19 protein-coding genes are annotated in these 21,722 nt (G+C 70.0%); 4 read left to right on the forward strand and 15 right to left on the reverse strand.

Annotated features, from left to right (window positions below):
- Nucleotides 1–48 precede the first annotated feature (48 nt).
- Nucleotides 49–1,785 carry an N-acyl-D-amino-acid deacylase family protein gene (locus PSS76_RS12035; protein WP_337456220.1) on the forward strand — a complete coding sequence of 579 codons (1,737 nt, stop codon included), beginning with the start codon at nt 49–51 and terminating at the stop codon, nt 1,783–1,785.
- A gap of 29 nt (nt 1,786–1,814) precedes the next feature.
- Here PSS76_RS12035 and PSS76_RS12040 read toward each other — a convergent pair whose 3' ends face one another.
- The 11 genes from PSS76_RS12040 to PSS76_RS12090 form a co-directional block, all read right to left on the reverse strand.
- The gene (locus PSS76_RS12040; RefSeq protein WP_064078399.1) at nt 1,815–2,177 is read right to left on the reverse strand and encodes a Rieske 2Fe-2S domain-containing protein; all 363 of its coding nucleotides are present in this window, start codon (nt 2,175–2,177) and stop codon (nt 1,815–1,817) included.
- 108 nt (nt 2,178–2,285) lie between these two features.
- Nucleotides 2,286–4,040: a sodium/solute symporter gene (locus PSS76_RS12045; protein WP_013415107.1), complete on the reverse strand. Its 1,755-nt coding sequence runs from the start codon at nt 4,038–4,040 to the stop codon at nt 2,286–2,288.
- Between the two features lie 10 nt (nt 4,041–4,050).
- The gene (locus PSS76_RS12050; protein ID WP_084845756.1) at nt 4,051–4,386 is read right to left on the reverse strand and encodes a hypothetical protein; all 336 of its coding nucleotides are present in this window, start codon (nt 4,384–4,386) and stop codon (nt 4,051–4,053) included.
- Between the two features lie 35 nt (nt 4,387–4,421).
- The gene (locus PSS76_RS12055) at nt 4,422–5,219 is read right to left on the reverse strand and encodes a LytR/AlgR family response regulator transcription factor (protein ID WP_041673936.1); all 798 of its coding nucleotides are present in this window, start codon (nt 5,217–5,219) and stop codon (nt 4,422–4,424) included.
- Between the two features lie 58 nt (nt 5,220–5,277).
- Complete coding sequence (locus PSS76_RS12060) at nt 5,278–6,507, reverse strand: sensor histidine kinase (RefSeq protein ID WP_005514953.1); 1,230 nt, start codon at nt 6,505–6,507, stop codon at nt 5,278–5,280.
- On the reverse strand, nt 6,483–7,676 hold the full coding sequence (locus tag PSS76_RS12065) for a lipase family protein (protein ID WP_084979506.1): 1,194 nt from the start codon (nt 7,674–7,676) through the stop codon (nt 6,483–6,485). Before PSS76_RS12065 ends, PSS76_RS12060 begins: the two co-directional genes overlap by 25 nt.
- A gap of 29 nt (nt 7,677–7,705) precedes the next feature.
- A complete protein-coding gene (locus PSS76_RS12070) occupies nt 7,706–9,316 on the reverse strand; it encodes a Na+/H+ antiporter (RefSeq protein WP_443147376.1) in 1,611 nt (536 codons plus the stop codon).
- A 77-nt stretch (nt 9,317–9,393) separates the two neighbouring features.
- Nucleotides 9,394–9,585, reverse strand: coding sequence for an antitoxin (locus PSS76_RS12075; protein WP_005514959.1), 192 nt, complete (start codon nt 9,583–9,585; stop codon nt 9,394–9,396).
- A gap of 40 nt (nt 9,586–9,625) precedes the next feature.
- The gene (locus PSS76_RS12080; protein ID WP_186329000.1) at nt 9,626–10,312 is read right to left on the reverse strand and encodes a PaaI family thioesterase; all 687 of its coding nucleotides are present in this window, start codon (nt 10,310–10,312) and stop codon (nt 9,626–9,628) included.
- 68 nt (nt 10,313–10,380) lie between these two features.
- Nucleotides 10,381–11,031 (reverse strand): ScbR family autoregulator-binding transcription factor, encoded by a 651-nt coding sequence (locus PSS76_RS12085; RefSeq protein ID WP_145273875.1) that lies wholly within the window; start codon nt 11,029–11,031, stop codon nt 10,381–10,383.
- Between the two features lie 107 nt (nt 11,032–11,138).
- Nucleotides 11,139–13,604 carry an HAD-IC family P-type ATPase gene (locus PSS76_RS12090; RefSeq protein WP_013415099.1) on the reverse strand — a complete coding sequence of 822 codons (2,466 nt, stop codon included), beginning with the start codon at nt 13,602–13,604 and terminating at the stop codon, nt 11,139–11,141.
- Between the two features lie 79 nt (nt 13,605–13,683).
- Between PSS76_RS12090 and PSS76_RS12095 the strand changes: the two genes are divergently transcribed.
- Entirely contained in the window at nt 13,684–16,062 is a 2,379-nt protein-coding gene (locus PSS76_RS12095) for a glycoside hydrolase family 3 C-terminal domain-containing protein (protein ID WP_084980138.1), read from the forward strand.
- A 9-nt stretch (nt 16,063–16,071) separates the two neighbouring features.
- Here the strand turns inward: PSS76_RS12095 and PSS76_RS12100 are convergent, their stop codons facing one another.
- Both PSS76_RS12100 and PSS76_RS12105 read right to left on the reverse strand, forming a co-directional pair.
- A complete protein-coding gene (locus PSS76_RS12100) occupies nt 16,072–17,169 on the reverse strand; it encodes an MBL fold metallo-hydrolase (protein WP_037085556.1) in 1,098 nt (365 codons plus the stop codon).
- Nucleotides 17,170–17,185: 16 nt separating this feature from the next.
- The gene (locus tag PSS76_RS12105; RefSeq protein WP_005514965.1) at nt 17,186–17,917 is read right to left on the reverse strand and encodes an enoyl-CoA hydratase; all 732 of its coding nucleotides are present in this window, start codon (nt 17,915–17,917) and stop codon (nt 17,186–17,188) included.
- Between the two features lie 168 nt (nt 17,918–18,085).
- On the opposite strand from PSS76_RS12105, the gene PSS76_RS12110 reads away from it, so the two are divergent.
- On the forward strand, nt 18,086–19,156 hold the full coding sequence (locus tag PSS76_RS12110; RefSeq protein WP_013415096.1) for an NAD(P)-binding domain-containing protein: 1,071 nt from the start codon (nt 18,086–18,088) through the stop codon (nt 19,154–19,156).
- 6 nt (nt 19,157–19,162) lie between these two features.
- Here the strand turns inward: PSS76_RS12110 and PSS76_RS12115 are convergent, their stop codons facing one another.
- Complete coding sequence (locus tag PSS76_RS12115; RefSeq protein ID WP_013415095.1) at nt 19,163–20,542, reverse strand: DUF1254 domain-containing protein; 1,380 nt, start codon at nt 20,540–20,542, stop codon at nt 19,163–19,165.
- A 68-nt stretch (nt 20,543–20,610) separates the two neighbouring features.
- On the opposite strand from PSS76_RS12115, the gene PSS76_RS12120 reads away from it, so the two are divergent.
- On the forward strand, nt 20,611–21,090 hold the full coding sequence (locus PSS76_RS12120) for a cupin domain-containing protein (RefSeq protein ID WP_013415094.1): 480 nt from the start codon (nt 20,611–20,613) through the stop codon (nt 21,088–21,090).
- A gap of 125 nt (nt 21,091–21,215) precedes the next feature.
- Here the strand turns inward: PSS76_RS12120 and PSS76_RS12125 are convergent, their stop codons facing one another.
- Nucleotides 21,216–21,653, reverse strand: a complete 438-nt coding sequence (locus PSS76_RS12125) for a 6,7-dimethyl-8-ribityllumazine synthase (RefSeq protein ID WP_022594424.1) — start codon at nt 21,651–21,653, stop codon at nt 21,216–21,218.
- Nucleotides 21,654–21,722 lie beyond the last annotated feature (69 nt).

The following is a 21,722-nucleotide window of genomic DNA, read 5'->3' on the forward strand; positions in this document are numbered from 1 at the left end:
GTCATCGAGACGCATGACGTGCCGGTCGACTCTCAGCGAGGAGTGGATATGGGTTTCTCTCTCGTGATCTCCAACGGGACAGTGGTGGACGGGACCGGCGGTGAACCCTTCGTCGCCGACGTCGGGGTCCGGGACGGCTCGATCGTGGCCGTCACCCCGGGAGGCGAACTCGCCGATGCGGACGCCGACGAGGTGATCGACGCGACCGGACTGCTCGTCACCCCGGGGTTCGTCGACATCCACACCCACTACGACGGCCAGGTCACGTGGGACACGATGCTCACGCCCAGCTGCTGGCACGGTGTCACCACCGCGGTGATGGGCAACTGCGGCGTGGGATTCGCTCCGGTGGCCGACGCCGACCGCGAATGGCTGATCGGCCTCATGGAAGGCGTCGAGGACATTCCCGGTGCCGCGCTGTCCGCCGGGATCCGCTGGGGCTGGCAGTCCTTCCCGCAGTACCTCGACGCGCTCGACCGGCTGCCGCTGGCCATCGACGTGGGCACGCACGTGCCGCACGGAGCCGTGCGGGCGTACGTGATGGGCGAGCGCGGTGCCCGCAACGAGGCGGCGTCGGCCGAGGACATCGCGCTGATGGCCAAGCTGGTCCGTGAGGGCGTCGAGGCCGGGGCCCTCGGCTTCTCGACGTCACGCACCATCGTGCACCGGGCGATCGACGGGGAACCGGTACCGGGAACCTTCGCTGCCGAGGACGAACTGTTCGGCGTCGGGCAGGCGCTGGCCGCCGCCGGAACCGGGGTGTTCGAACTGGCACCGGCCGGCATCATGGGCGAGGACCTGGCGGCCCCCGACCGCGAACTCGACTGGATGCTGCGGTTGGCCGAACTCACCGGGCGGACAGTGTGTTTCGGCCTGATGCAGCACGACAACGTGCCGAACGACTGGAAGCGACTGCTCGACGCCGCTGCCGCCGCGTACGAGGCCGGAATTCCCCTGCGCCCGCAGGTCCCGGCGCGCCCGCTGGGCCTGCTGACCGGCTTGCAGACGTTCAACGCCTTCCACACCCGGCCGACGTACCTCGCGGCCGCCGCGCGCGCCGACGGCGACCTCGACGCCCTGGTGGCCGCGCTGCGTGACCCGGCGACCCGGCGCGCGATCCTCGACGAACCCGATTCGCCCGACAATCGGATGCCGTACCTGAGCAGACTCGACCGGACGTTCGATCTCGGCCACCCGCCGCGGTACGAACCCGATCCCGACACCAGCCTCGCCCGCGAGGCCGAGCGCGCCGGGCGGGATCCGTTCGAGTACGCCTACGACCTCATGCTCACCGACGGGGGCCGCGCGTTGTTCTTCCGGCCGCTGCTGGGGTACTCGGACTTCACGCTCGACCCGACCCGGGAGATGCTGATGCATCCCGCGACTGCGATCGGCCTCGGCGACGGCGGCGCGCACGTGGGAGCCATCTGCGACGCGTCGAACACCACGTTCATGCTGACGCACTGGGCGCGCGACCGCAGTCGCGGCGACCTGATCCCGCTGGCGACCGCGGTCCGGAAGATGACCCTCGACACCGCGACGATCTACGGACTCGGCGATCGCGGCGTGATCGCCGAGGGCAAAAAGGCCGATCTCAACGTGATCGATTTCGAACGGCTGCAGCTGCAGTCGCCGACGATGGTGCACGACCTGCCGGGCGGCGCCCGGCGCCTGCTGCAGGGCGCCGACGGCTACCGCGCGACGATCGTCTCCGGTCGGGTGGTGCTCCGCGACGGCGTCGACACCGGGGCCCGCCCCGGCGCCCTGATCCGCGGCTCACGCTGAGAGCTGCCCTCACGTCGTGGGCCGCGGGCTCACCACCACGCGTTCGCGGCCCGGACCGGGCGACCGGTGGGCGCGGCGTCGGACCGCTCGAGATACAGCAGCCCGTCCCGCTCCTCGGTCGTCCAGGAGCGGATCGGCAGCAGCTTGGGTGACCCGCCGACGCACTTGCCCTTGCCGTTCCAGCGCCACCGGTGGGCGGGGCAGTCGATGGTGTCCCCCACGACCCGGCCCTTACTGAGATCGGCGCCCATGTGGGGGCAGCGGGAATCGAGGACGTTGAGGCCGCCCGCCCGGTCGGAGTAGACGACGAGATCGGTGTCGAATGCCCGGACGGCGTGGGGCTTTCCGTCGCGGTAGTCGTCGGCGGTTCCGAGGCAGTGCCAATCCGACACGGGGTCTCCTTCTTCCGGGCGTGAGCGCGGGCAGCACACGCAGACCCGTCACGTTCGCCGATACCGGCGACGGGCGTCAATCGCCGGACCCACCTACCGGAACCCGGATCACGTCGATCGCAGGTCGTCCTCGCGGTCGCGGCCCATGCCCAGTCGTTCCGGCGCGTGCATGCGGGTGAAGATCCGGCCCACGTCGCGAGGGATCTGCCGCCGGGTGGCGAGGCTGACCGACACCATCGCCGCGAACGACAGCGGGACGCTGACCGCGGCCGGGTAGCCGATGAGCACGGACGGCCAACCGTTCCAGAGGTTCTCGGAGGGGACGCCGAGCACCGCGAGCAGGGCCGCTCCCCCGCCGGTCACCAGCCCGACGACGAGCCCGGCCGTCGCTCCCGCGGCAGTGAGTCCGCGCCACCAGATCCCGAGGACCAGCAGCGGGCACAACGTCGAGGCCGCGACCGCGAACACCAACCCGACAGACCGGGACAGGTCGAGCGACGCGGCCCCGAGCGCCAGGATCAGCGGTACCGCTCCAGCGAGGACCGCGGCGACCCGGAAGTCCCGGACCCGACCGCGCAGCACGTCGGTGCTGAGGACACCGGCGATGCTCACCAACAGCCCCGACGACGTGGACAGGAACGCCGCGATGGCGCCGGCCGCGACCAGCGCGGCGAGCAGTTGGCCGCCCCACCCGGAGAACACCGAGACCGGGAGCAGCAGGACCGCCGCGTCCGACGTGCCCGTGATGAGCAACTGCGGGACGTACAGCCGCGCGAACACCCCGAGCAGGACCGGGAACAGGTAGAACACGCCCACCAGAGCGATCACGACCAGTGACGTCAGGCGGGCCGCGCGCCCGTCCGGGTTGGTGTAGAAGCGCACGAGGACGTGCGGCAGACCCATCGCGCCGAGGAACGTCGCGAGCATCAGCGAGTACACCTGGAACATCGGGTGCGGACCGCCGAAACCGCCACCCGGATCGGCCCACCCGGCGCCGTCGGCGGGAGCGCCGGCCACCACCGGGACCGGTGATCCCGCGGGCAGCACCAGCGTCGTTCCCTTCCCCAGTTCGTGCCGGCCTGCGCCGAGTCGGACGTCGCCCGACACCGCTCGGTCGTCGAGTCGTCCGTGCACCGTCACGTCGGTCGCGACGGCGACCTGCACCACGACGTCGGTGGTGACGTCCACCGATGTCTGCGTCGCGACGGTGGGCGGGGCGGGTGCGCCCACCGACTGCTGGTCGGCGAAGAAGTGCCCGGCCAGCACCAGCGCGGGAACGGCGACGGCCGTCAGCTTGAGCCAGTACTGGAACCCCTGGACGAACGTGATCGACCGCATGCCGCCGCCCACGACGTTGCCGATCACGATGATCCCGACCACGACGATGCCCACCCAGCCGGGCACGCCCAGCAAGATGTTCAGCGTCAGACCCGCGCCCTGGAGCTGCGGCACCATGTACAGCCCGCACACCAGCGCCACCACGATCATCGCGACACGGCGTACCCGCACGGAACCGAGCCGGAACTCCGCGAAATCGGGGACGGTGTACGCGCCGGAGCGGCGCAGGGGCGCCGCGACGAACAGCAGCAGCCCGAGGTAACCGGCGGTGAACCCGATCGGATACCACAGCGCGTCCGCACCGTACTTCGCGATGAGGCCGGCGACACCGAGAAACGAGGCGGCCGAGAGGTACTCACCCGAGATCGCCGCCGCGTTCCACCGCGGCCCGACACTGCGCGACGCCACCAGGAAGTCGGAGGTGGTGCGCGCCAGACGCACCCCGTAGATCCCGATGCCGACGGTCGCGACGGCCGCCGCGACGAGCGCGAACACCGTCAGGAGGGGAATGGGCTGTCCGGTCATGGGCGCCGCCTCAGTCGTCGACCAGGTCGGCGAAGTCCTGTTCGTTGCGCTCTGCCGCGCGGATGTAGAACCAGCCCGCCACCAACAGGATCGGCAGCGGGACGCTCACCGCGAGCAGCCACGGTAGACGGACCCCGAAGACCACGACATCGGCGACGTCGGGGAACACGAGCAGCAGGACGGGCACCACCGCGAACAGCAACCCGACCGCCGCCGCGACCCGCGTGGCGAGGCTCAGCTGGGCCCGGACGAGCCCGCGGATCATCGCGTCGCCGATCTCCGTCTGCTCCTGCACTTCCACGCGGGTGCGCACCATCCGGGCGCCGCGCCGCTTGGCGAGCACCACCCGTTCGCGGGCGGGTGGAACGGCACCCGGCGACGTCACCTCGACGTCCAGTTCTGACGCGGACCGCGGATGAGTTTGTCCTTCAGTTCCCGGGTGTGCCGACGACTCACCGGCAACTCCACCGACGGCGCGGTGCCCTGCGGACGCAGGCACACCACGAGCCCGGAGCCAACGCTGCGGATGCCGGTCACCTCGGCGAGCGACACGAGGTACGAGCGGTGGACCCGCAGGAACCCGGCATCGGCCCAGCGACTCTCGAGCGACGAGATGGGGATGCGTACGAGGTGCGATCCCGTGCCGGTGTGCAGGCGCGCGTAGTCGCCGTCGGCCTCCACCCACTTGACCGTCGACCGCGGCACCAGTGTCGTCACACCGCCGAGTTCGACGGGGATCACCTCGTCGGCCGACGAGTCGTCGTCGGCGTCGTCCTTCGCTCGGCGTCGACGCTCGACGATCCGGCGCACCGACTCCGCGAGCCGCTCCTCGCGCAGTGGCTTGAGCAGGTAGTCGACCGCGCCGAGGTCGAACGCCGCGACGGCCCGGTCCTCGTGCGCGGTCACGAACACCACCGACGGCGGGTTCGCGAACTGAGTGAGGATCCCCGCCAGCTCCAGACCGTCGAGCCCGGGCATGTTGATGTCGAGGAAGACCGCATCGATGCCGCCGTCCCGCAGGATGCGCAGCGCGGTGGTGGCGTCTCCCGCGGTGAGGATCTCCCCGATCTCGTCGCGGGCACGGAGCAGAAAAGCCAGCTCGTCGAGGGCAGGTCGCTCGTCGTCGACTGCCAGCACGGTCAGGAGGCCGTCAAAGGGCCGGTCAGAGATCTCGTTCACAACGGATCCATCGTGCCATGTCGGACGGGCCGTCCGGACCGGACAGGCCGACGGCCCGTCAGGCCCGGATGCCGGGACGGAACTTGGGGACCCGCATGCTGACCTTGGTCCCGGCGCCGGGGGCCGTTTCCACCACCAGTCCGTAGTCGTTGCCGAATGCGGCGCGGAGCCGGTCGTCGACGTTCGCCAGGCCCACGTGCGCGGCCTCCGATGCGCTCGGCCCGCCGGTCCCGGACGCGACCGCGTCGAGTTCCCCCGACCGGAGCAGTTCCGGGTCCATGCCCACGCCGTCGTCCTCGACGCTGATGACGCAGTCCGGCCCGGCGTCGGACGCCACGATCGAGACGGTGCCGCCGGCCGACTTGCCGGACAGCCCGTGCCGGACCGCGTTCTCGACCAGCGGCTGCAGCGCGAGGAAGGGCAGCACGACGCTGAGCACCTCGGGCGCCACCTGGAGCCGCACCTGCAAGTTGTCCCCGAAGCGGGCCCGCTCGAGCGTCAGATAGCGGTCGATGTTGCGCAACTCGTCCGCCAGCACGGTGTACTCGCCGGCGGACCGGAACGAGTAGCGGGTGAAGTCGGCGAACTCGAGGACCAGTTCCCGCGCCCGTTCCGGGTCGGTGCGCACGAACGACGCGATCGTGCCGAGCGCGTTGTAGATGAAGTGCGGGCTGATCTGCGCCCGCAACGCCCGTACCTCGGCGCGGTCGAGCCGCGCACGGGACGAGTCGAGCTCGGCCAGCTCGAGCTGACCGCACGCGTACCGGGCGACCTCGGTGAGCGCGCCCAGCATCGCCGGCCCCGGTTCGGTGGTGGTGACGACGGCGAGCGCACCCACGACGCCGGTCCCCTCGATCAGCAGCGGTTGCGCGACGAGGGCTCGTACGTCGTGGTCGCCGGCGCCGCGCTCGAGATCACCGTGGCCGACCAGGACGCGCCGGCCGTCGTCGATCGCGCGTCCGGCCACGGCCGTCACCTGCGCCGACAGCGCCTCGTGCGGTCCCGTCCACGCCAGCAGACCGCCGTCCGGTCCCAGGATCGCGAGCGACTGCGCCCCGGTCAGCACCCGCAGATGCGGCGCCGCCTCCCGCGCCGACGTCTCGTCGAGGCCGCGGCGCAGCGGACGTGCGGCCAGCGACGCGGTGTGCAGTGTGTCGTGCACGGCGCGTTCGGCGGGCGTGGTGAGCACGCGGCGGGTCCGCATCGCGACATAGGTCAGCGACACCGCGACCGCGACGACGATCGCGGTCCAGACGAGCGGGCTCACCGTGGTGCCTGCCCCACGCACGTGGAGTTCGCGGGGACCCCGGCGAACCGGTCCGAGATCCACTCCACGGCACCGGGCAGTGCCTTCGCGTCGGCGTGCACGTCGTCGGGGCGATAACGCAGTTCGACGACGTCACCCTGCCCGCACGCACGGCCCACGGCCGCGGTGGTCCAGTCGGGGCGGATCAGGTTGTCCCGCCCGGCGACCACCACGAGCAGCGGACCGGACGCCTGCTGCTGCGGCAGAGCGTCCGCGGTGAGCCACTCGCGCATCCGCGCGACGTCTTCGTCGCTGCGCGGCAACGTGTCCGCCGGCGTGAGATTCAGCGCGACCGACAGCTTGCGCGACGCGAGGGCACCCGTGCACGACCGGATCACGTCACGGTTGTCGGCGAGAGGGCCGCGGATGTAGGCACTGGCATCCAGGTCGGGATGCGAGACCGCGAGACCGTCGAGCAGCATGGGCAGGAAGATCTGTTGCGGAACATCGAGATTCGGTGGGCCGTCCGACACGATGGGGCTGAGGTCTGCGGGCGGCGACAGGCTGGCGGCTCCGACGAACTCGAGGCCGTCGCCGTACCGACCGGCGCGTTCGGCGGCCGCCCACGCCGCCTGGCCGCCCTGCGACACCCCGATCGCCGCCCAGCGGGTCGACGCATCGGGCACGAGGGTGCGCGCGGCACGGACCGCGTCGATCAGGTTGTAGCCCGCGGTGATCGGTTCGAGGTAGGGGTGCGGGCCGTCGGTGCCGAGGCCCTCGTAGTCGGTGACCGCGACGACGTAGCCGCGGGCCAGCAGGTCACGCACCAGCCCGGCCGAACCCAGCAGGTTGCCGTGCCGCGACGGCGCACAGTCGTCGAGCAGTCCGGTGGTGGGGTGGCCGACGGTGACCACCGGCCACCCGCCCGCGGGCGCCCGACCGGGCGGCACGAACACAGTGCCCGACACCTCGGTGCCACGCCCGTCGATGCCGGACGTCGACCGGTACAGGATCTTCTGCCCCGACAACCCTTCGCCGGTGAACGGTTCGGCGGCGGTCACCAGACCGCGCTCGGCGGGGTCGGGCGCCGCCACGGATTGCGAGGTCTGCGTAGCAGTTGTCCGCGGCGTCCGGTCGTCGGCCGTGGCGGAGCAGCCCACCAACGCGGCCGCGCACAGCAGCACCGCGAGCAACGCACCGGTTCGAGTCACGGATCGATTGTGCCCGTCACGACCCCGACTCAGCCACGACGACGCCACACCCGCTGTTCGGCGGCCGCTTCCTCGATGTCGCGGGACTCGAGTTCGGCGCGCAGCACCTCGTCGTCGAGCACACCCTCGTCACGGGCGGCGATCAGCGCCGTGCGCTGGGTCTGCAGGACCCGGCGCCGCACGGAGTCGAACAGCGCCCCCGCCTGCTTCAACGTGATGTCGTTGCCGTCGTCGTCGCCCTCTGCCTCCTCCACCTGAGCCTGCGCGCGGACCGACATCCGCACCCGGTCGAGCGCGCGCACGAACTGCTCCGGGTCGGCGCCGGCGGGCGGGTCGGCCGCCACCTCGGCGAGCGCCCGGTCCGCGGCATCCGCGGCGATCCGGCGGGCGAGCAGCGTCTGCTGGTGGGCCCGCTCGAGTTCGACGGGATCGGCGACGTCGAGTCGGCGGATCATGAACGGGATGGTGGCGCCCTGGATCAGCAGCGTGCCGACCGCGACCACGAACGCGATCGCCTGGATGACGCCGCGTCCGGGGAACGGATCACCGGCCGCGGTGAGCACCGGGATACCGCCCGCCGCGGCGAGGGTGACGACTCCGCGCATGCCCGCCCACGACACCACCAGTTTCTGACGCCAGTTCAGGGTCGGCCCGGTGGACCCGGTGCGACGCGGGGCGAACCGCAGGTGCGTCGGACCCCAGTTGAGGAACACCCAGATCGGCCGGACCAGGATCACGACCACCAACACCGCGAATCCGTAGGCGAAGATGTGGTGGACCGGGAGGCCCTCGTCCGCGACGTCCTCGATCACGAACTTCAACTGCAGTCCCATGTACGCGAACACGAACATCTCGAGCAGCAGGTCGAGGGTCGTCCACAACGACCGTTCCTGTAGCCGGGTGGGAATCGAGACGTTGGTCGCGTGATGGCCCATCACGAATCCGGCGACGACGACCGCGAGCACCCCCGAGGTGTCGAGCGACTCCGCCGCGAGGTATGCGGCGAACGGCAGCACCAGTCCCAGAACGGTTTCCAGTGGCGAGTCGTACATGCGGGCCCGCACCCAGCGCACGACCGTGGCCATCACGACACCGACGCCCACGCCGCCGGCCACCTCGTACAGGAAGAACAGCACCGGCTGCTCGACGACGACCCGGGTGCCCGCGACGGCGGCGACGCTCACCGTGAACAGGGTGAGCGCGGTCGCGTCGTTGAGCAGTCCCTCACCGGTGAGGATCGCCAGGACGCGTTTGGGCAACCCGAGTTTTCGGCCCACACTGACCGCGCTGACGGCATCCGTCGGGGAGACCACCGCGCCGAGGACGAGCGCGGCACCGAGCGTGAACTCGGGCACCAGCCAGTTCGCGAAGAACCCGACGGCGAACGCCGTCACCAGCACCAACCCGACGCCGAGACGGAGGATCGAGGCGAAGTTGCGGCGCAGGCTCGCCATCGAGAAATCGAGCGCCGCCGAGTACAGCAGTGGCGGCAACACGACGCCGAGGATGATCTCGGGATCGAGTTCGAGCCGCGGCATCCCCGGAATGAAGGACGCCGCCGACCCGAACGCGACGAGCACGAGCGGAACCTGCAGGTCCCGCCGCTTCGCCAGGCTCGTCACCGCGATGGCGACGATCATGACGAGCAGTACGAGTGTCAGATGCACCCGTCGATTGTGCAGCCGACTACACCGAGACGGGCAGCCGACTCACACGGCTACTCCTTCGGCGGCACGACCTTCTTGGCAGCCTCGGCCGCCTTGTCGATCTTGTCGCTGTACTTGCCGCCGGTCTTGTCGTCGGCGAGGTCCGCAGCCTTGTCGATGACGCCCTGCACCTTGTCGGAGTGCTCGGCGGCGAGTTCCTGCCCCTTGTTGACCAGGCCCTTGACTGAATCCATGAATCCCATGGACACATTCTCCCCCAAATCACGCGGGGAGACCGGTGCGTCAGGCCGGGCCGGGGACGGGCAGCGCACTCGAACCGTCGGCAGCCCGCGCCCACCGCGGCAGGATGAAGACGCCCTCCGCCTCGACGCAGACACCGTCGGGACCGGCCAGGTGTCCGGTGACGAACGTCTTGACCCCCTCGATGCGGTCGACGCACGCCTCGAGGTGCAGCGTCCCGAGCGGGGTGGGCTTGCGGTAGCGGAGTGTCAGCGTGCCGGTCATACCGGGTGCGCCGCCGTGCTCGGCGGCCTCGCCGAGCACCTGGTCGAGCAGCAGCGCCGAGATGCCGCCGTGCGTGAGCCCGGCCGGCCCCTCGTACTGCATCCCCAGTTCGACGTCCGCCCACACGCGCCCGTCCGGTTCCCGCTGGATCCGCAGCGGTGGCGCCACCGCGTTACGCAGCCCGACCACGGCGTTCCCCCATGCCCGCCGGTTGCCCGCCGCGTTCCACCGGACCCCGTACGGCTGCGGGCGGGTCCTTTTGGACAGCAGCGCCTTCGCGGCCTCGAGGTGTTCCCGCGCCTGCCGGATGTCGTCGTCGTCGGACTCGGTCGACAGCGCGAGTTCGACCAGATCCCGGACGCTCCCGGTGAGGTCGCCGTAGAACTCCGCCTCCCGCGCGATCTCCTCGTCCGTCAGGTCCTCGAAGACGTACAGACCCTGCTTGCTGTCGACCGATTCCGTCACCAACGCCTCATTCCCGCATGCAATCGATGTGCATCATGCACGTGACGTGGACAATACCGAGGGCTGCGTCACACCATCTCGGCGCACCAGCGTGCGGAGCTGGCCGACGGGATCCGGTCGTGGCGGCCGGCGGGAACGATGCTCGGGAGCAGCACCTGCCACATCTCGTCGACGCGCCCGTCGAGATCGGAGAACCAGGTGCGCACCCGCGATACCAACTGGGCCCCGGTGATCGCACCGATGAGGTGGCGTCCGAGGACCGCGGGGGCCACCCGGTCGCTGATGTCGCCCTGCTCGACGGCCCGCGCCGCCAGACGCGTCGCCCAGTCCGTCCACGGCTGGAACGGGTCCGTCGGTGCGTCACCGAGAGCATCGGTCACACCGAGTTCCACGGTGAGGCGGATCCCGGCACGTACGAGGGGGTTACTCGTCTGGCGCGCCATCTCGTGGCACAGCATCACCATCTGCTCGAGCGCCGACACGTCGGTGGCCGCGATGGCCTCGATCGAACGTTCGGCAAGGCGGCGCTGCTCACGGATGATGTGCCGGGCCAAGCCGTCCTTGGATCCGAAGTGGAAGTAGAGCGCACCCTTGGTGATTCGAGCGCTCTCCACGATCTCCTCGACCCGCGCGCCGTAGTAGCCGACCCGGTCGAAGACCTCCGATGCCCGGAGCACGATGAGCTGTCGGGTCGCGACGGCACGCGCCTGTCGTGCCACTGCCTACCTCCACAGAGTCCCCGGGGAGCCGACGGGTGATCGGTCGCTCGGGACCGTACCACTCGACACGTGTCCATGCACCTGCCCACCCCGCGGGGCGTGGGCGGTCAGTGCACCCCGGGCAGATCGTCGCTGGAGGCGAACAGTCGCCGGTGTTCCCCGTGGATACGGCCGGTCACCCACCACGCGATCTCCACCAGCACGACACCGACCAGACCGATCAGCAGGGCCCCGGTCGTCGCGGCGACGTTCGACGGATCGAGCTTGAAGAACTCGCGGGTGAAGGAGAATCCGAAGAGGACGACGTACCCGAGGACCGAGCCCACGATCAGCACGATCTTCCACCACGTGTAGGGACGGGCGACCACCGCGAGCACCCACAACGCGATCATGATGAGCGTGATGAGCGCGGTCGTGCCGGCCTGCTCCACCTGCTGCTCGGTCGCATCCGGACCCGCGTACGCGAGCAGGTACGACACGTACGTCGCGATGCCGATGATGACGCCGGACGGAATCGCCAACCGCATGACGCGCGAGACGAACCCGGTCCGGGCCCGCTCGTTGTTCGGGGCGAGCGACAGGATGAACGCCGGGATGCCGATCGTGAACCACGCGGCGATCGTCACGTGCCGCGGCAGGAACGGGTACGGCAGCGGATCGAAGTCGAAGATCTGCGCCACCACGCCGGACACGCCGATGAGGAATGCCAGCAGCACCGAGTACACGGTCTTGGTCAGGAAAAGGTTCGAGACGCGCTCGATGTTGCCGATAACCCGGCGGCCCTCGCCGACGACGTACGGCAGCGTTGCGAACTTGTTGTCCAGCAGCACGATCTGCGCCACCGCACGCGTCGCGGGGCTACCCGATCCCATCGCGACCCCGATGTCGGCGTCCTTGAGCGCCAGCACGTCGTTGACGCCGTCGCCGGTCATCGCGACGGTGTGTCCGCGAGACTGCAGCGCCCCCACCATCGCCCGCTTCTGGTCCGGGCGCACCCGGCCGAACGTGGTGGCCTCGTCGAGGGTGTCGGCCAGCTCCTCGGGATCCTCCGGCAGCTTGCGGGCATCGATCGCGTTGTCGCCGCCGGGCAGCCCGAGCGACGTCGCGACGGCGCCCACCGAGACCGCGTTGTCGCCGGAGATGACCTTGACGTCCACCTTCTGGCTCGCGAAGTACTCGAGGGTCTCGCGGGCGTCGGGGCGGACCTTCTGATCGAGGATCACCAGCGCGCGCGGCGTCACGGCGCCGGGGGCGTCGGGCGCGTCGACGGGGCGGTCACTGCTGCCGAGCAGCAGCACCCGCAGCCCCTGGGCGCCCACCTCCTCGGCCTGCCGGGCCATGTCGCTGTCCGGATCGAGCAGGACGTCGGGGGCGCCGAGCAACCAGTTGCCGTTGTTGCCGTACGACTGGCCGCTCCACTTCTTGGCGGACGAGAACGGCGCCACCGCGGTGGGCTCCCACCCGGGATCGTCGGACAGGGCCTCACGGATCGCGAGCATGCTCGCGTTGGGACGCGGGTCGTCGGCGGCCATCGCGGCGAGCGCGCGAGCGGCCTGCGCGTCGTCGGGCTTGGCGGTGCGCAGCTCCGCGAGCTTCATGCCGTTCTCGGTGAGGGTGCCGGTCTTGTCGGCGCACACGACGTCGACGCGGGCCAGGCCCTCGATGGCAGGCAGTTCCTGCACGAGGCACTTGCGCTGACCGAGGCGGACCACGCCGACGGCGAACGCGATCGAGGTCATCAACACCAGGCCCTCGGGGACCATCGGCACCAGCGCGGCCACCATGCCGTTGAGGGCCGGGCCGAGCGCCTGACCGCTCGAGAACAGCTGGTTGTAGATGATCAGCAGACCCGCCGGGATCATCAGGTAGGTGATGAACTTGAGGATCTTGTCGATGCCGGAGCGCAGTTCGGAGTGCACCAGCGTGAACTTGCTGGCCTCCTCGGCGAGCTTGGCGGCATACGCCTCGCGCCCCACCTTGGTCGCCCGGTACGCGCCGCTGCCGGCGACGACGTAGCTGCCGGACAGCACCTGCGCACCGACCGGCTTGTGTACGGCGTCGGCCTCGCCGGTGAGCAGCGACTCGTCGACCTCGAGCGCCGACGCCTCCACCACCACCCCGTCCACGACGATCTGATCGCCCGGACCGAGTTCGATGATGTCGTCGAGCACCACGTCCTTCGGTGCGACGGGCGCGGCCGTACCGTCGCGGCGGACCACCGGTTTGGCCTGACTGACGATCGCCAGCTGGTCGAGTGTTCGTTTGGCCCGGATCTCCTGGATGATGCCGATCCCGCTGTTGGCGATGATCAGCAGACCGAACATTCCGTCGATGATCGATCCGGTCGACAGCACGATGATCAGCAGAACACCGAGAATCGCATTGATCCGGGTGAACACGTTTCCCCGGACGATGTCCTTGACCGAGCGGCTGGCCCGGTCCGGAACATCGTTGGTCTGCCCGTTCGCGACCCGCTGCGCCACCTCGTCGGCGGTGAGGCCGTTCTCGATGTGCCGAGGATCGGTGTCCAGAGTGCCGACTGCGCCGCCGTCGGCCGGATCGTCCGTTGCCATGACACGAAGGCTATTCCAACTGCCCGGCGACACGACGGAAGGTCCGCGGTCCTGCCGCGTTCGGGGGCATGCTGGGCCCATGACGATGCGCGAGCAGGTGTCACTCACGTCCGGCGCCGATTTCTGGCACACGCACACTCCGCCGGTCCCGGGATTGCCGGCGATCATGCTCACGGACGGCCCGCACGGCGTCCGGAAACAGGCGGCGACCGCAGCCGGTTACTCCCCGGAGTCCGTGCCCGCGACGTGCTTCCCCACCGCGTCCGCGCTCGCGGCCACGTGGGACGTCGAACTGCTCGAGGAGGTGGGCGTCGCGCTCGGCACCGAGGCGCGCACCGAGGGCGTGAGCGTGCTGCTGGGCCCGGGCGCCAACATCAAGCGCAGCGCGCTGTGCGGGCGGAACTTCGAGTACTTCTCGGAGGATCCCTTCCTGTCGTCCCGCATGGCGGCGGCCTGGATCCGCGGCATCCAGTCCACCGGCGTCGGGGCGTCGCTCAAGCACTTCGCGGTCAACAACCAGGAGTTCCGGCGCTACAGCGTCGACGCCGTCGTCGACGCCCGCGCGCTGCGGGAGATCTACCTCGCCGGCTTCGAGCACGCCGTGGTCGACGCCCGTCCCGCCACCGTGATGGCCGCGTACAACCGGGTCGGCGGCACCCATTGCGCCGAGAACCGCTGGTTGCTCACCGAGGTCCTGCGCGAGCAGTGGGGGTTCGACGGACTGGTGGTCTCCGACTGGGGCGCGGTCACTCGGCGCTCGCGCTGCCTGGCGGCGGGCCTCGACCTCGAGATGCCCGGCTACGGTGGGCTCGGCGACGACGACGTGCTCGCGGCGGTGGGCGCCGGGGAACTGGATCCGGCTGCCGTGGCCCGCGCCGCCGAGGCCGTGACGCACCTGATCGAACGGACCGAGGCCGCCCGGACCGCCGCTCCCGGGTACGACGAGGCCGCACACCACGCGCTCGCGCGGCGCGCGGCCGAGGCGGGCACCGTGCTGCTGCGGAACGACGGCGTCCTGCCGTTGGCCGCGGCGCAGGTCGCGATCGTCGGCGAGTTCGCGAAGCAGCCGCGATACCAGGGCGCGGGCAGTTCCGGCATCACCCCGCACCGTCTCGACGATGCGTGGACCGATCTCGTCGAACATCTCGGCGCCGAACGGCTCACCTACGCCCCGGGCTACCGGCGTGCGTCGGGACGGACCGACGCGGCGCTGCTCGACGAGGCGCGAGCTGTCGCGCGGGACGCCGACGTCACGGTGGTGTTCGCGGGGCTGCCCGACAGTTACGAGACCGAGGGTGTCGACCGTGCGGACCTGAAGCTGCCGGAGGGCCACGACGCGCTGATCGCCGCGGTCGCCGAGGTGTGCCCGCGGGTGGTGGTGGTGCTCGCCAACGGGGCGCCGGTGACGATGCCGTGGCACGACGACGTGGCCGCGATCGTCGAGTGCTATCTGGGCGGGCAGGCCGCGGGCAGCGCGATCGCCCGGATTCTCACCGGCGACGCCGAGCCGGGCGGGCGGCTCGCGGAGACGTTCCCGCTGCACACGTCGGACAACCCGGTGCACGTGTGGCCCGCCGGGCCGTCGGTGGTGGAGTACCGCGAGAGCATCTACGTCGGCTACCGCTACTACGACGCCGCCGAACTCGACGTCCGGTACCCGTTCGGGCACGGGCTGAGCTACACGACGTTCGCGTGGACCGAACTCGAAGTCGCCGACGTGTTCGACAGCACCTCCGAAGACACCGAGCAGCGCCTCGACGTCTCGGTGCGCGTCACCAACACCGGCGACCGTCCCGGCAGCGAGGTCGTGCAGGTCTACGTGCGGGATGTCGAATCCACGGTGTTCCGGCCCGACCAGGAACTGGCAGCCTTCGCGAAGGTGTTCCTGGCGCCCGGGGAATCCCGACGCGTCACGCTTCACGTGGACCGTCGAGCGTTCTCGTTCTGGGACACCACGATCGACGACTGGTCGATCGAATCGGGAGACTTCGAGATCCGGGTCGGAGCATCGTCACGCGACATCCGGCAGTCGGCGACGGTGACCCTCACGTCGGACCGGTCCGGTTTCGACGCCGGGCCACTCGCCTACCACGGTTCACCGGTCTTCGAACGCGCTGCCTTCGCGGAGCTGTACGGAGAACCACTGCCCGACAACGTTGTCGACGCACCACGCCATTACAGCGTCGACACCCCTCTCGCGGACATCCGGCACCCGGCCGCCGCGCTGCTGACACGAGCGATGCGGCGCAAGGTCGCGGCGACGGCGCCCGCGCTCGACGAGGACGATCCGCTGTCGCGGCTGATCGAGCGATCGCTGCAGGAGTTGCCGCCTCGGATGCTGCCGATGCTCACACAGGGTGGAGTCACTCCCGCGGCGGCGCAGGCGTTCGTCGACATCTGCAACGGGCACACCGTCCGCGGCGGGTGGGCCCTGGTGGCGGCGCTGCGACGGAAGTGAGTGCGCCGCTCAGCCCAGCGCCTCCCACCACGGCTTCTGCTCGGGTGGGCGCAACGCGTCGACCCGCTGACCCACCATCGGGATCGCCATCGCCACCTCCGCGGCGGTCGCCGCGTCGACCAGGCGGGTGATCGGCTCCCCCCACGGATGGAACGCGAGGTTGAACGTGGCCCAATGGATGGGGATGAGCAGCGCCCCGGCCACATCCAGGTGCGTTCGCACCGCCTCCTCGGGGTTCATGTGAATGTCGGGCCAGCGCTCGTCGTAGGCACCCACCGGCAACAGCGTGACGTCGAACGGCCCGTACGCCCGGCCGAGATCGGCGAAACGCGGCGTGTACCCGGAGTCGCCCCCGAAGAACACCCGGTGTCGCGGTCCGGCGATCACCCACGACGACCACAGCGTCGTGTCGCGGGCCAACCCACGGCCCGAGAAGTGCCGAGCCTCCGTGCACGTCAGCACCAGCCCGTTCACCTCGGCCGACTCGTCCCAGTCGAGTTCGACGATGCGGTCGCTCGGGACGTTCCACCGGCGCAGGTGGGCGCCCACCCCGATCGGCACCACGAAGACCGTGTCCTGCGTGCGCGCGAGCCCGGTGACGGTCGCCTGGTCGAGGTGGTCGTAGTGGTCGTGCGAGATGACGACGGCGTCGATCGGCGGCAGATCGGCCAGCGCCATCGGAACCGGATGCATCCGGGCCGGACCGACGACCGCGGACGGTGAGACCCGTTCGCTCCATACGGGATCGGCGAGCACGCGGCGTCCGTCGATCTCGAGCAGCACGCTCGAGTGACCGAACCAGGTGACGGCCAACTCCCCTGCCTCGGCCGGCGCCAGTGGTGTCGCGAGCGGGATCGCCCGGCGTGGCCGCCCGACGTCGCCGCGCGTGAGGAACGCCTTGGCGAGGCCGGACTGGGAGCCGGCCGGTAGCGACGAACTGGGGTCGGAGTTGTGAAAACGGCTGTCGCGGTAACGCGGTGAGGACTCTGCGTACGGCTCGATCGCCGCCCGTGAGGCGCCGAGCGCGGGGAGCGTCCCCCACGCGGCGCGGGCCACCCAGCCGGCCCCCGCGGCGGCCGCCGCAACCAGCACTCCCCTGCCGATCATCGTCCGCCCCACTTCCCTATCGCCCCCGGAATTCGGGGACGCGCTTCTCGATTCGCGCGGCTCGCGCCTCCTGCGCGTCTTCGCTTCCCCATGCTGCGTACAGCGCGGCGAGTTGTTCCTCGGTCTGCGGCTCGCGGGTTCCGTCGTCGTTGAAGACGAGCTTGAGGTGGCGCAGCGACAGCGGAGCGAGCTCCGAGATCGTGCGCGCCCATTCCTGCGCGGTCACGAGGTCACCGAACTTGTTGGCCAGCCCGCGCGCGAAAGCCTCTTCCGCCGAGATGGTCTCGGCGCCGAGCAGCATGGTCCGGGCCGGGCCGCCGCCGACGAGGGACACCAGACGCCGCACCGTCCACTTGTCGACGGTGATGCCGAGTTTCGCCGCGGGGACCCCGAACCGCGCCTCGGGGCTCACGACCCGCAAGTCGGCAGCGAGCGCCAACTGGGTGCCGGCGCCGATCGCGGGCCCGTTGACGGCCGCGATGACCGGAACGGGGATCGAGTCGATCGTGTGCAGCATGCCGAGCAGGTGGTCGGTGAAGCCCTCCGCGTAGACGTCGCCGGACAGGTCCGCTCCCGCACAGAACGCGGTGCCCTGCCCGGTCAGCACGATCGCGCGCGCCTCGTCCGCGACGGCCTTCTCGAGAGCTTCCCGCAGTTCGATGCACAATGCAGCGCTGAGGGCGTTGCGCCGCTCCGGACGCTGCAGCTCGAGCGTGACTACGTGGCCGTCACGGCTGGTCCCGATCATGTGGGTCCACTCGCTTTCTCGGGTGCGGGCCCCGTCCCTGCTGACGGCCCCGGCGGATGCGATCCGAACAGTACCTGTAACGCAACATCCACAGACACGCCGAGTTCGGGGAACAACCGGTACCTCGGCAGCGTTGCGGCAGATTCAGGCTATACAGATCGGAGCAGCATGGACACCGAGCTCGACGTCGTGGTCATCGGGGCCGGGCAAGCAGGGCTGTCCGCCGCGTACCACCTGCGCCGATCGGGACTCGAGCCGGAGAATCAGTTCGTGGTGCTCGACCATGCGCCCGGTCCGGGCGGGGCGTGGCAGTTCCGCTGGCCGTCGCTCACCCTGCAGACCGTCAACGGCGTCCACGACCTCCCCGGGATGCCCTTCGCCGAGACGCTCGGTCCCGATGTCGACTCCGTACGGGCCGCCGACGCCGTCCCCCACTACTACGGGCTCTACGAGAAACGATTCGAGTTGCCGGTCCACCGCCCGGTACACGTGCCGGTGGTGTGCGATCGCGGCGAGCGGCTCGCGGTGGAGACGCCGGACGGGACGTATCTGACCCGCGGGCTCGTCAACGCCACCGGAACCTGGGAGCGGCCGTTCGTCCCCTCGGTGCCCGGCGCCGAACGATTCGAGGGACGTCAACTGCACACCCGCGACTATCGCGGCGCCCAGGAATTCGACGGCCGGCACGTGATCGTGGTCGGCGGCGGCATCTCGGCGGTGCAACTGCTCGACGAGATCTCGTGCGTCACGACCACCACATGGGTGACGCGTCGCGAGCCCCGGTTCCGGGAGGAGCCGTTCACGCCCGAGATCGGACGCGCGGCCGTCGCCCTCGTCGAGGATCGGGTTCGACGCGGTCTGCCGCCGGGCTCGGTCGTCTCGGTCACCGGGCTGCCGGTCACGCCCGCCATCCGGGCCGCGCGCGAACGCGGAGTCCTGCACCGGCTCCCGATGTTCTCCGAGATCACCGAAACCGGCGTCCGCTGGGCCGACGGCACCGATCGACGCGCCGACGTCATCCTGTGGTGCACGGGTTTTCGGTCGTCGCTCGACCATCTCGCGCCGCTGCGGCTACGCGGTCCCGGCGGGGGCATCACGATGACCGGTCGCCTGGCGACGCAGGTCGCCGGCGACGCGCGCGTGCACCTCGTGGGGTACGGCCCGTCGGCGTCGACGATCGGCGCCAACCGCGCCGGCCGCGCCGCGGCACGGGAGTTGACCCAGTTCCTGAAGCAGTGACGCGGATCAGCCCTGGCCGTCGACCTTCACGATCGGCGGCATCTCGTAGCTGCCGTCCAACACCGCCTTGTTCGGGATGTACATCCGCAGCAGCGGCCGGAAGGGCCCGGCCGGTGTCGGCAACCAGTTGGCCCGCGCCACCGGATCGGCCGGCTCGGTAGCGCTCAACGTCAGTGTCAGCGAGCCGTTGTCGTCGTACACGAGCCCCGGCGTGCGGTCGCCGATCGAGTACCGCTCGATCGGGTTCGACACCAGATAGAAGTGCGGCATGCTGTACATCGTGATCGACCAGAACGCCTCCACCGGTGGTGGCGACGCGAACGTGATCGCGTAGGTGTGCTCCCCGGTGAGTTGCGCGCCCGTCGCATCGGTGTAGATCTGGCTGTACGCGGCCTCGTAGCCGTGATTACCCCACAAACCGCCCATCGCCGCGGCCGCACGGACGCCGATCGCCTTCCGTCGGTCCTCGATGCGCCACTCCGGACTGTCGAGAGTGCCGATTTCGAAGAAGTCGTCGTTGTAGTCGAAGATGTGGAACGCCTGATGCCAGCCGTTGACGACGGTCGCGTCCGAACCGGACTTCAGCGCCTGTTCGATCCGCGCCCGCCCCTGCGCGGCGCCCTCGACGAGAATCTTCGCCAGTGCCGGATCGGGATTCACGTACGGTGACGATCCCGATTCGAGCAAGCCGAGCGGCGCGAAGGCCTGCTGCAGTGCGATGTCCCGGGGTGCCGGAGGGAACGCCTGCAGATAGAGCCGCAGCCTCTCCCAGAACGCGAGTTCCTCGGGCACCGCCGGATCGGGCTCCGGTAGACCCTCCGGATCCTTGGTCACCAAGGGAGTCAGCGCGATCCGGTCCTGCAGGTCCCGCACCCGGTCGATGTCGTCGGGTCCGTCGCACGCCCACCTGCCGACGATGGACACGATGCGCGTCGAGCAGTGCACCGCCGTCGCATCGGACGGCAACTCGCCCGGCCATCCCGGTGGAACCAGAACGTAGCGACCAGCTTTCGTTCCGGTTGCCCGCTTCCCGATGTAAGCGAAGTTGTTGGTCCACGCGTCCACGAACTGCAGCACGAAGTACGCATCCGCAGTGTCGGGCACGTCGAGGATCAGCGGACCGACGCTCAGATCGAGTTGCGCCATCGAGTAGATGGTGTCGTTGTTGATCGAGACGAACGTGTCGTCCGGACCTGCGAGCCCGTCGGCGTGACTGAACGAATTGAACGGCGCCGCAGAATTCGCCCCGACTCCGGTGGTCACGAAACGTTCCACCTGAGACAGATTGAAGACCGGAGCGAATCCGTAAACGAACGCGCTCACGGCCGATTCGACAGTGACTGTCGAATCCGAACCTACTGCCGAATCTCCACTCGGGTGGGTCATGCGGCCATTTCACCATCACGGCCGGACCCGCGCTCGCGATACGGAAAGATTCGGTTCATCATGGTCTGGTGACCGATCTTCCCGAGTGGGCATCCGCCCTCGATCTCGCCCCTCACCCCGAGGGCGGCTGGTATTGCGAAACCTGGCGGAGCGACATCGAGTTACCCGGCGTGGCGCTGCCGAACATGTTCGGTGGGGCACGCTCGGCGGGGACCGCGATCCTGTTCCTGCTCGAACCCGGGCAGCAGTCCGCGTGGCACACGGTGCGCGGCACGGAGATCTGGTTGTACCACCGCGGCAGCCCGATACTGCTCGAGATCGGCGGCGACGGCGACAACCCGGACGCGATCACGACACACGTAGTTGGACCGGACATTTCGGCCGGCCAGACGCCGCAGGTGGTCGTGCCGCCCTGCGCGTGGCAGCGAGCGCGGCCGATGGAGGACGAGGCCGGTCTCGTCAGCTGCATCGTGGTCCCCGGCTTCGACTTCGCAGACTTCCGCGTCGAAGGCCAGGAGTATCCGATGCCGTCGCCGGCGCAGTTCTGAGGGTGTCGGAACACCGCCCCCACAGGAGGACGTCGCTCGACTTCCTGTGGGGGGCTCGACGACAATCCTGGCGACGAGCCGGCCGCCGAGCTGCGGGCCGAACCTGCCGGCAGCGTCGTCTCCGGCTATCCGATCGCGGCGAGCCCGGCAAGGGTCGCCGAGCAGGCGTTCGCGACCTCCTGGCCCTTCTTGTCGAAGTGCGCGGTGAAGAACGCGTCGTGATCGAGATGCTCGTGGAAGTGATGCGGAGTGAGCACCGCGGAAAACACCGGCACGTCGGTGTCGAGCTGGACACGCATGAGACCGTCGATCACCGCGGATGCGACGAACTCGTGACGGTAGATACCACCGTCGACCACCAGACCGGCCGCAACCACCGCAGCGAAGCGCCCGGTGCGCGCGAGTCGCTGGGCATGCAGGGGGATCTCGAACGCCCCGGGCGTCTCGAAGAACTCGATCCCGGCCGGGTCGTGCCCCAACTCGCTCCACCGCGCCACGAAAGCGTCACGTGCGCGGTCGACGATGGACCGATGCCAAGTGGACTGGACAAACGCGATGTTCATACCCGATCCTAGGCTCTCGGGTCCCGTAGTCAGCCTCGGCGGGCGATTCGAGCGGACGGAAGACCCGAA

It is taken from the genome of Prescottella sp. D32, assembly GCF_037287305.1.
GTDB classification, from domain to species: domain Bacteria; phylum Actinomycetota; class Actinomycetes; order Mycobacteriales; family Mycobacteriaceae; genus Prescottella; species Prescottella equi.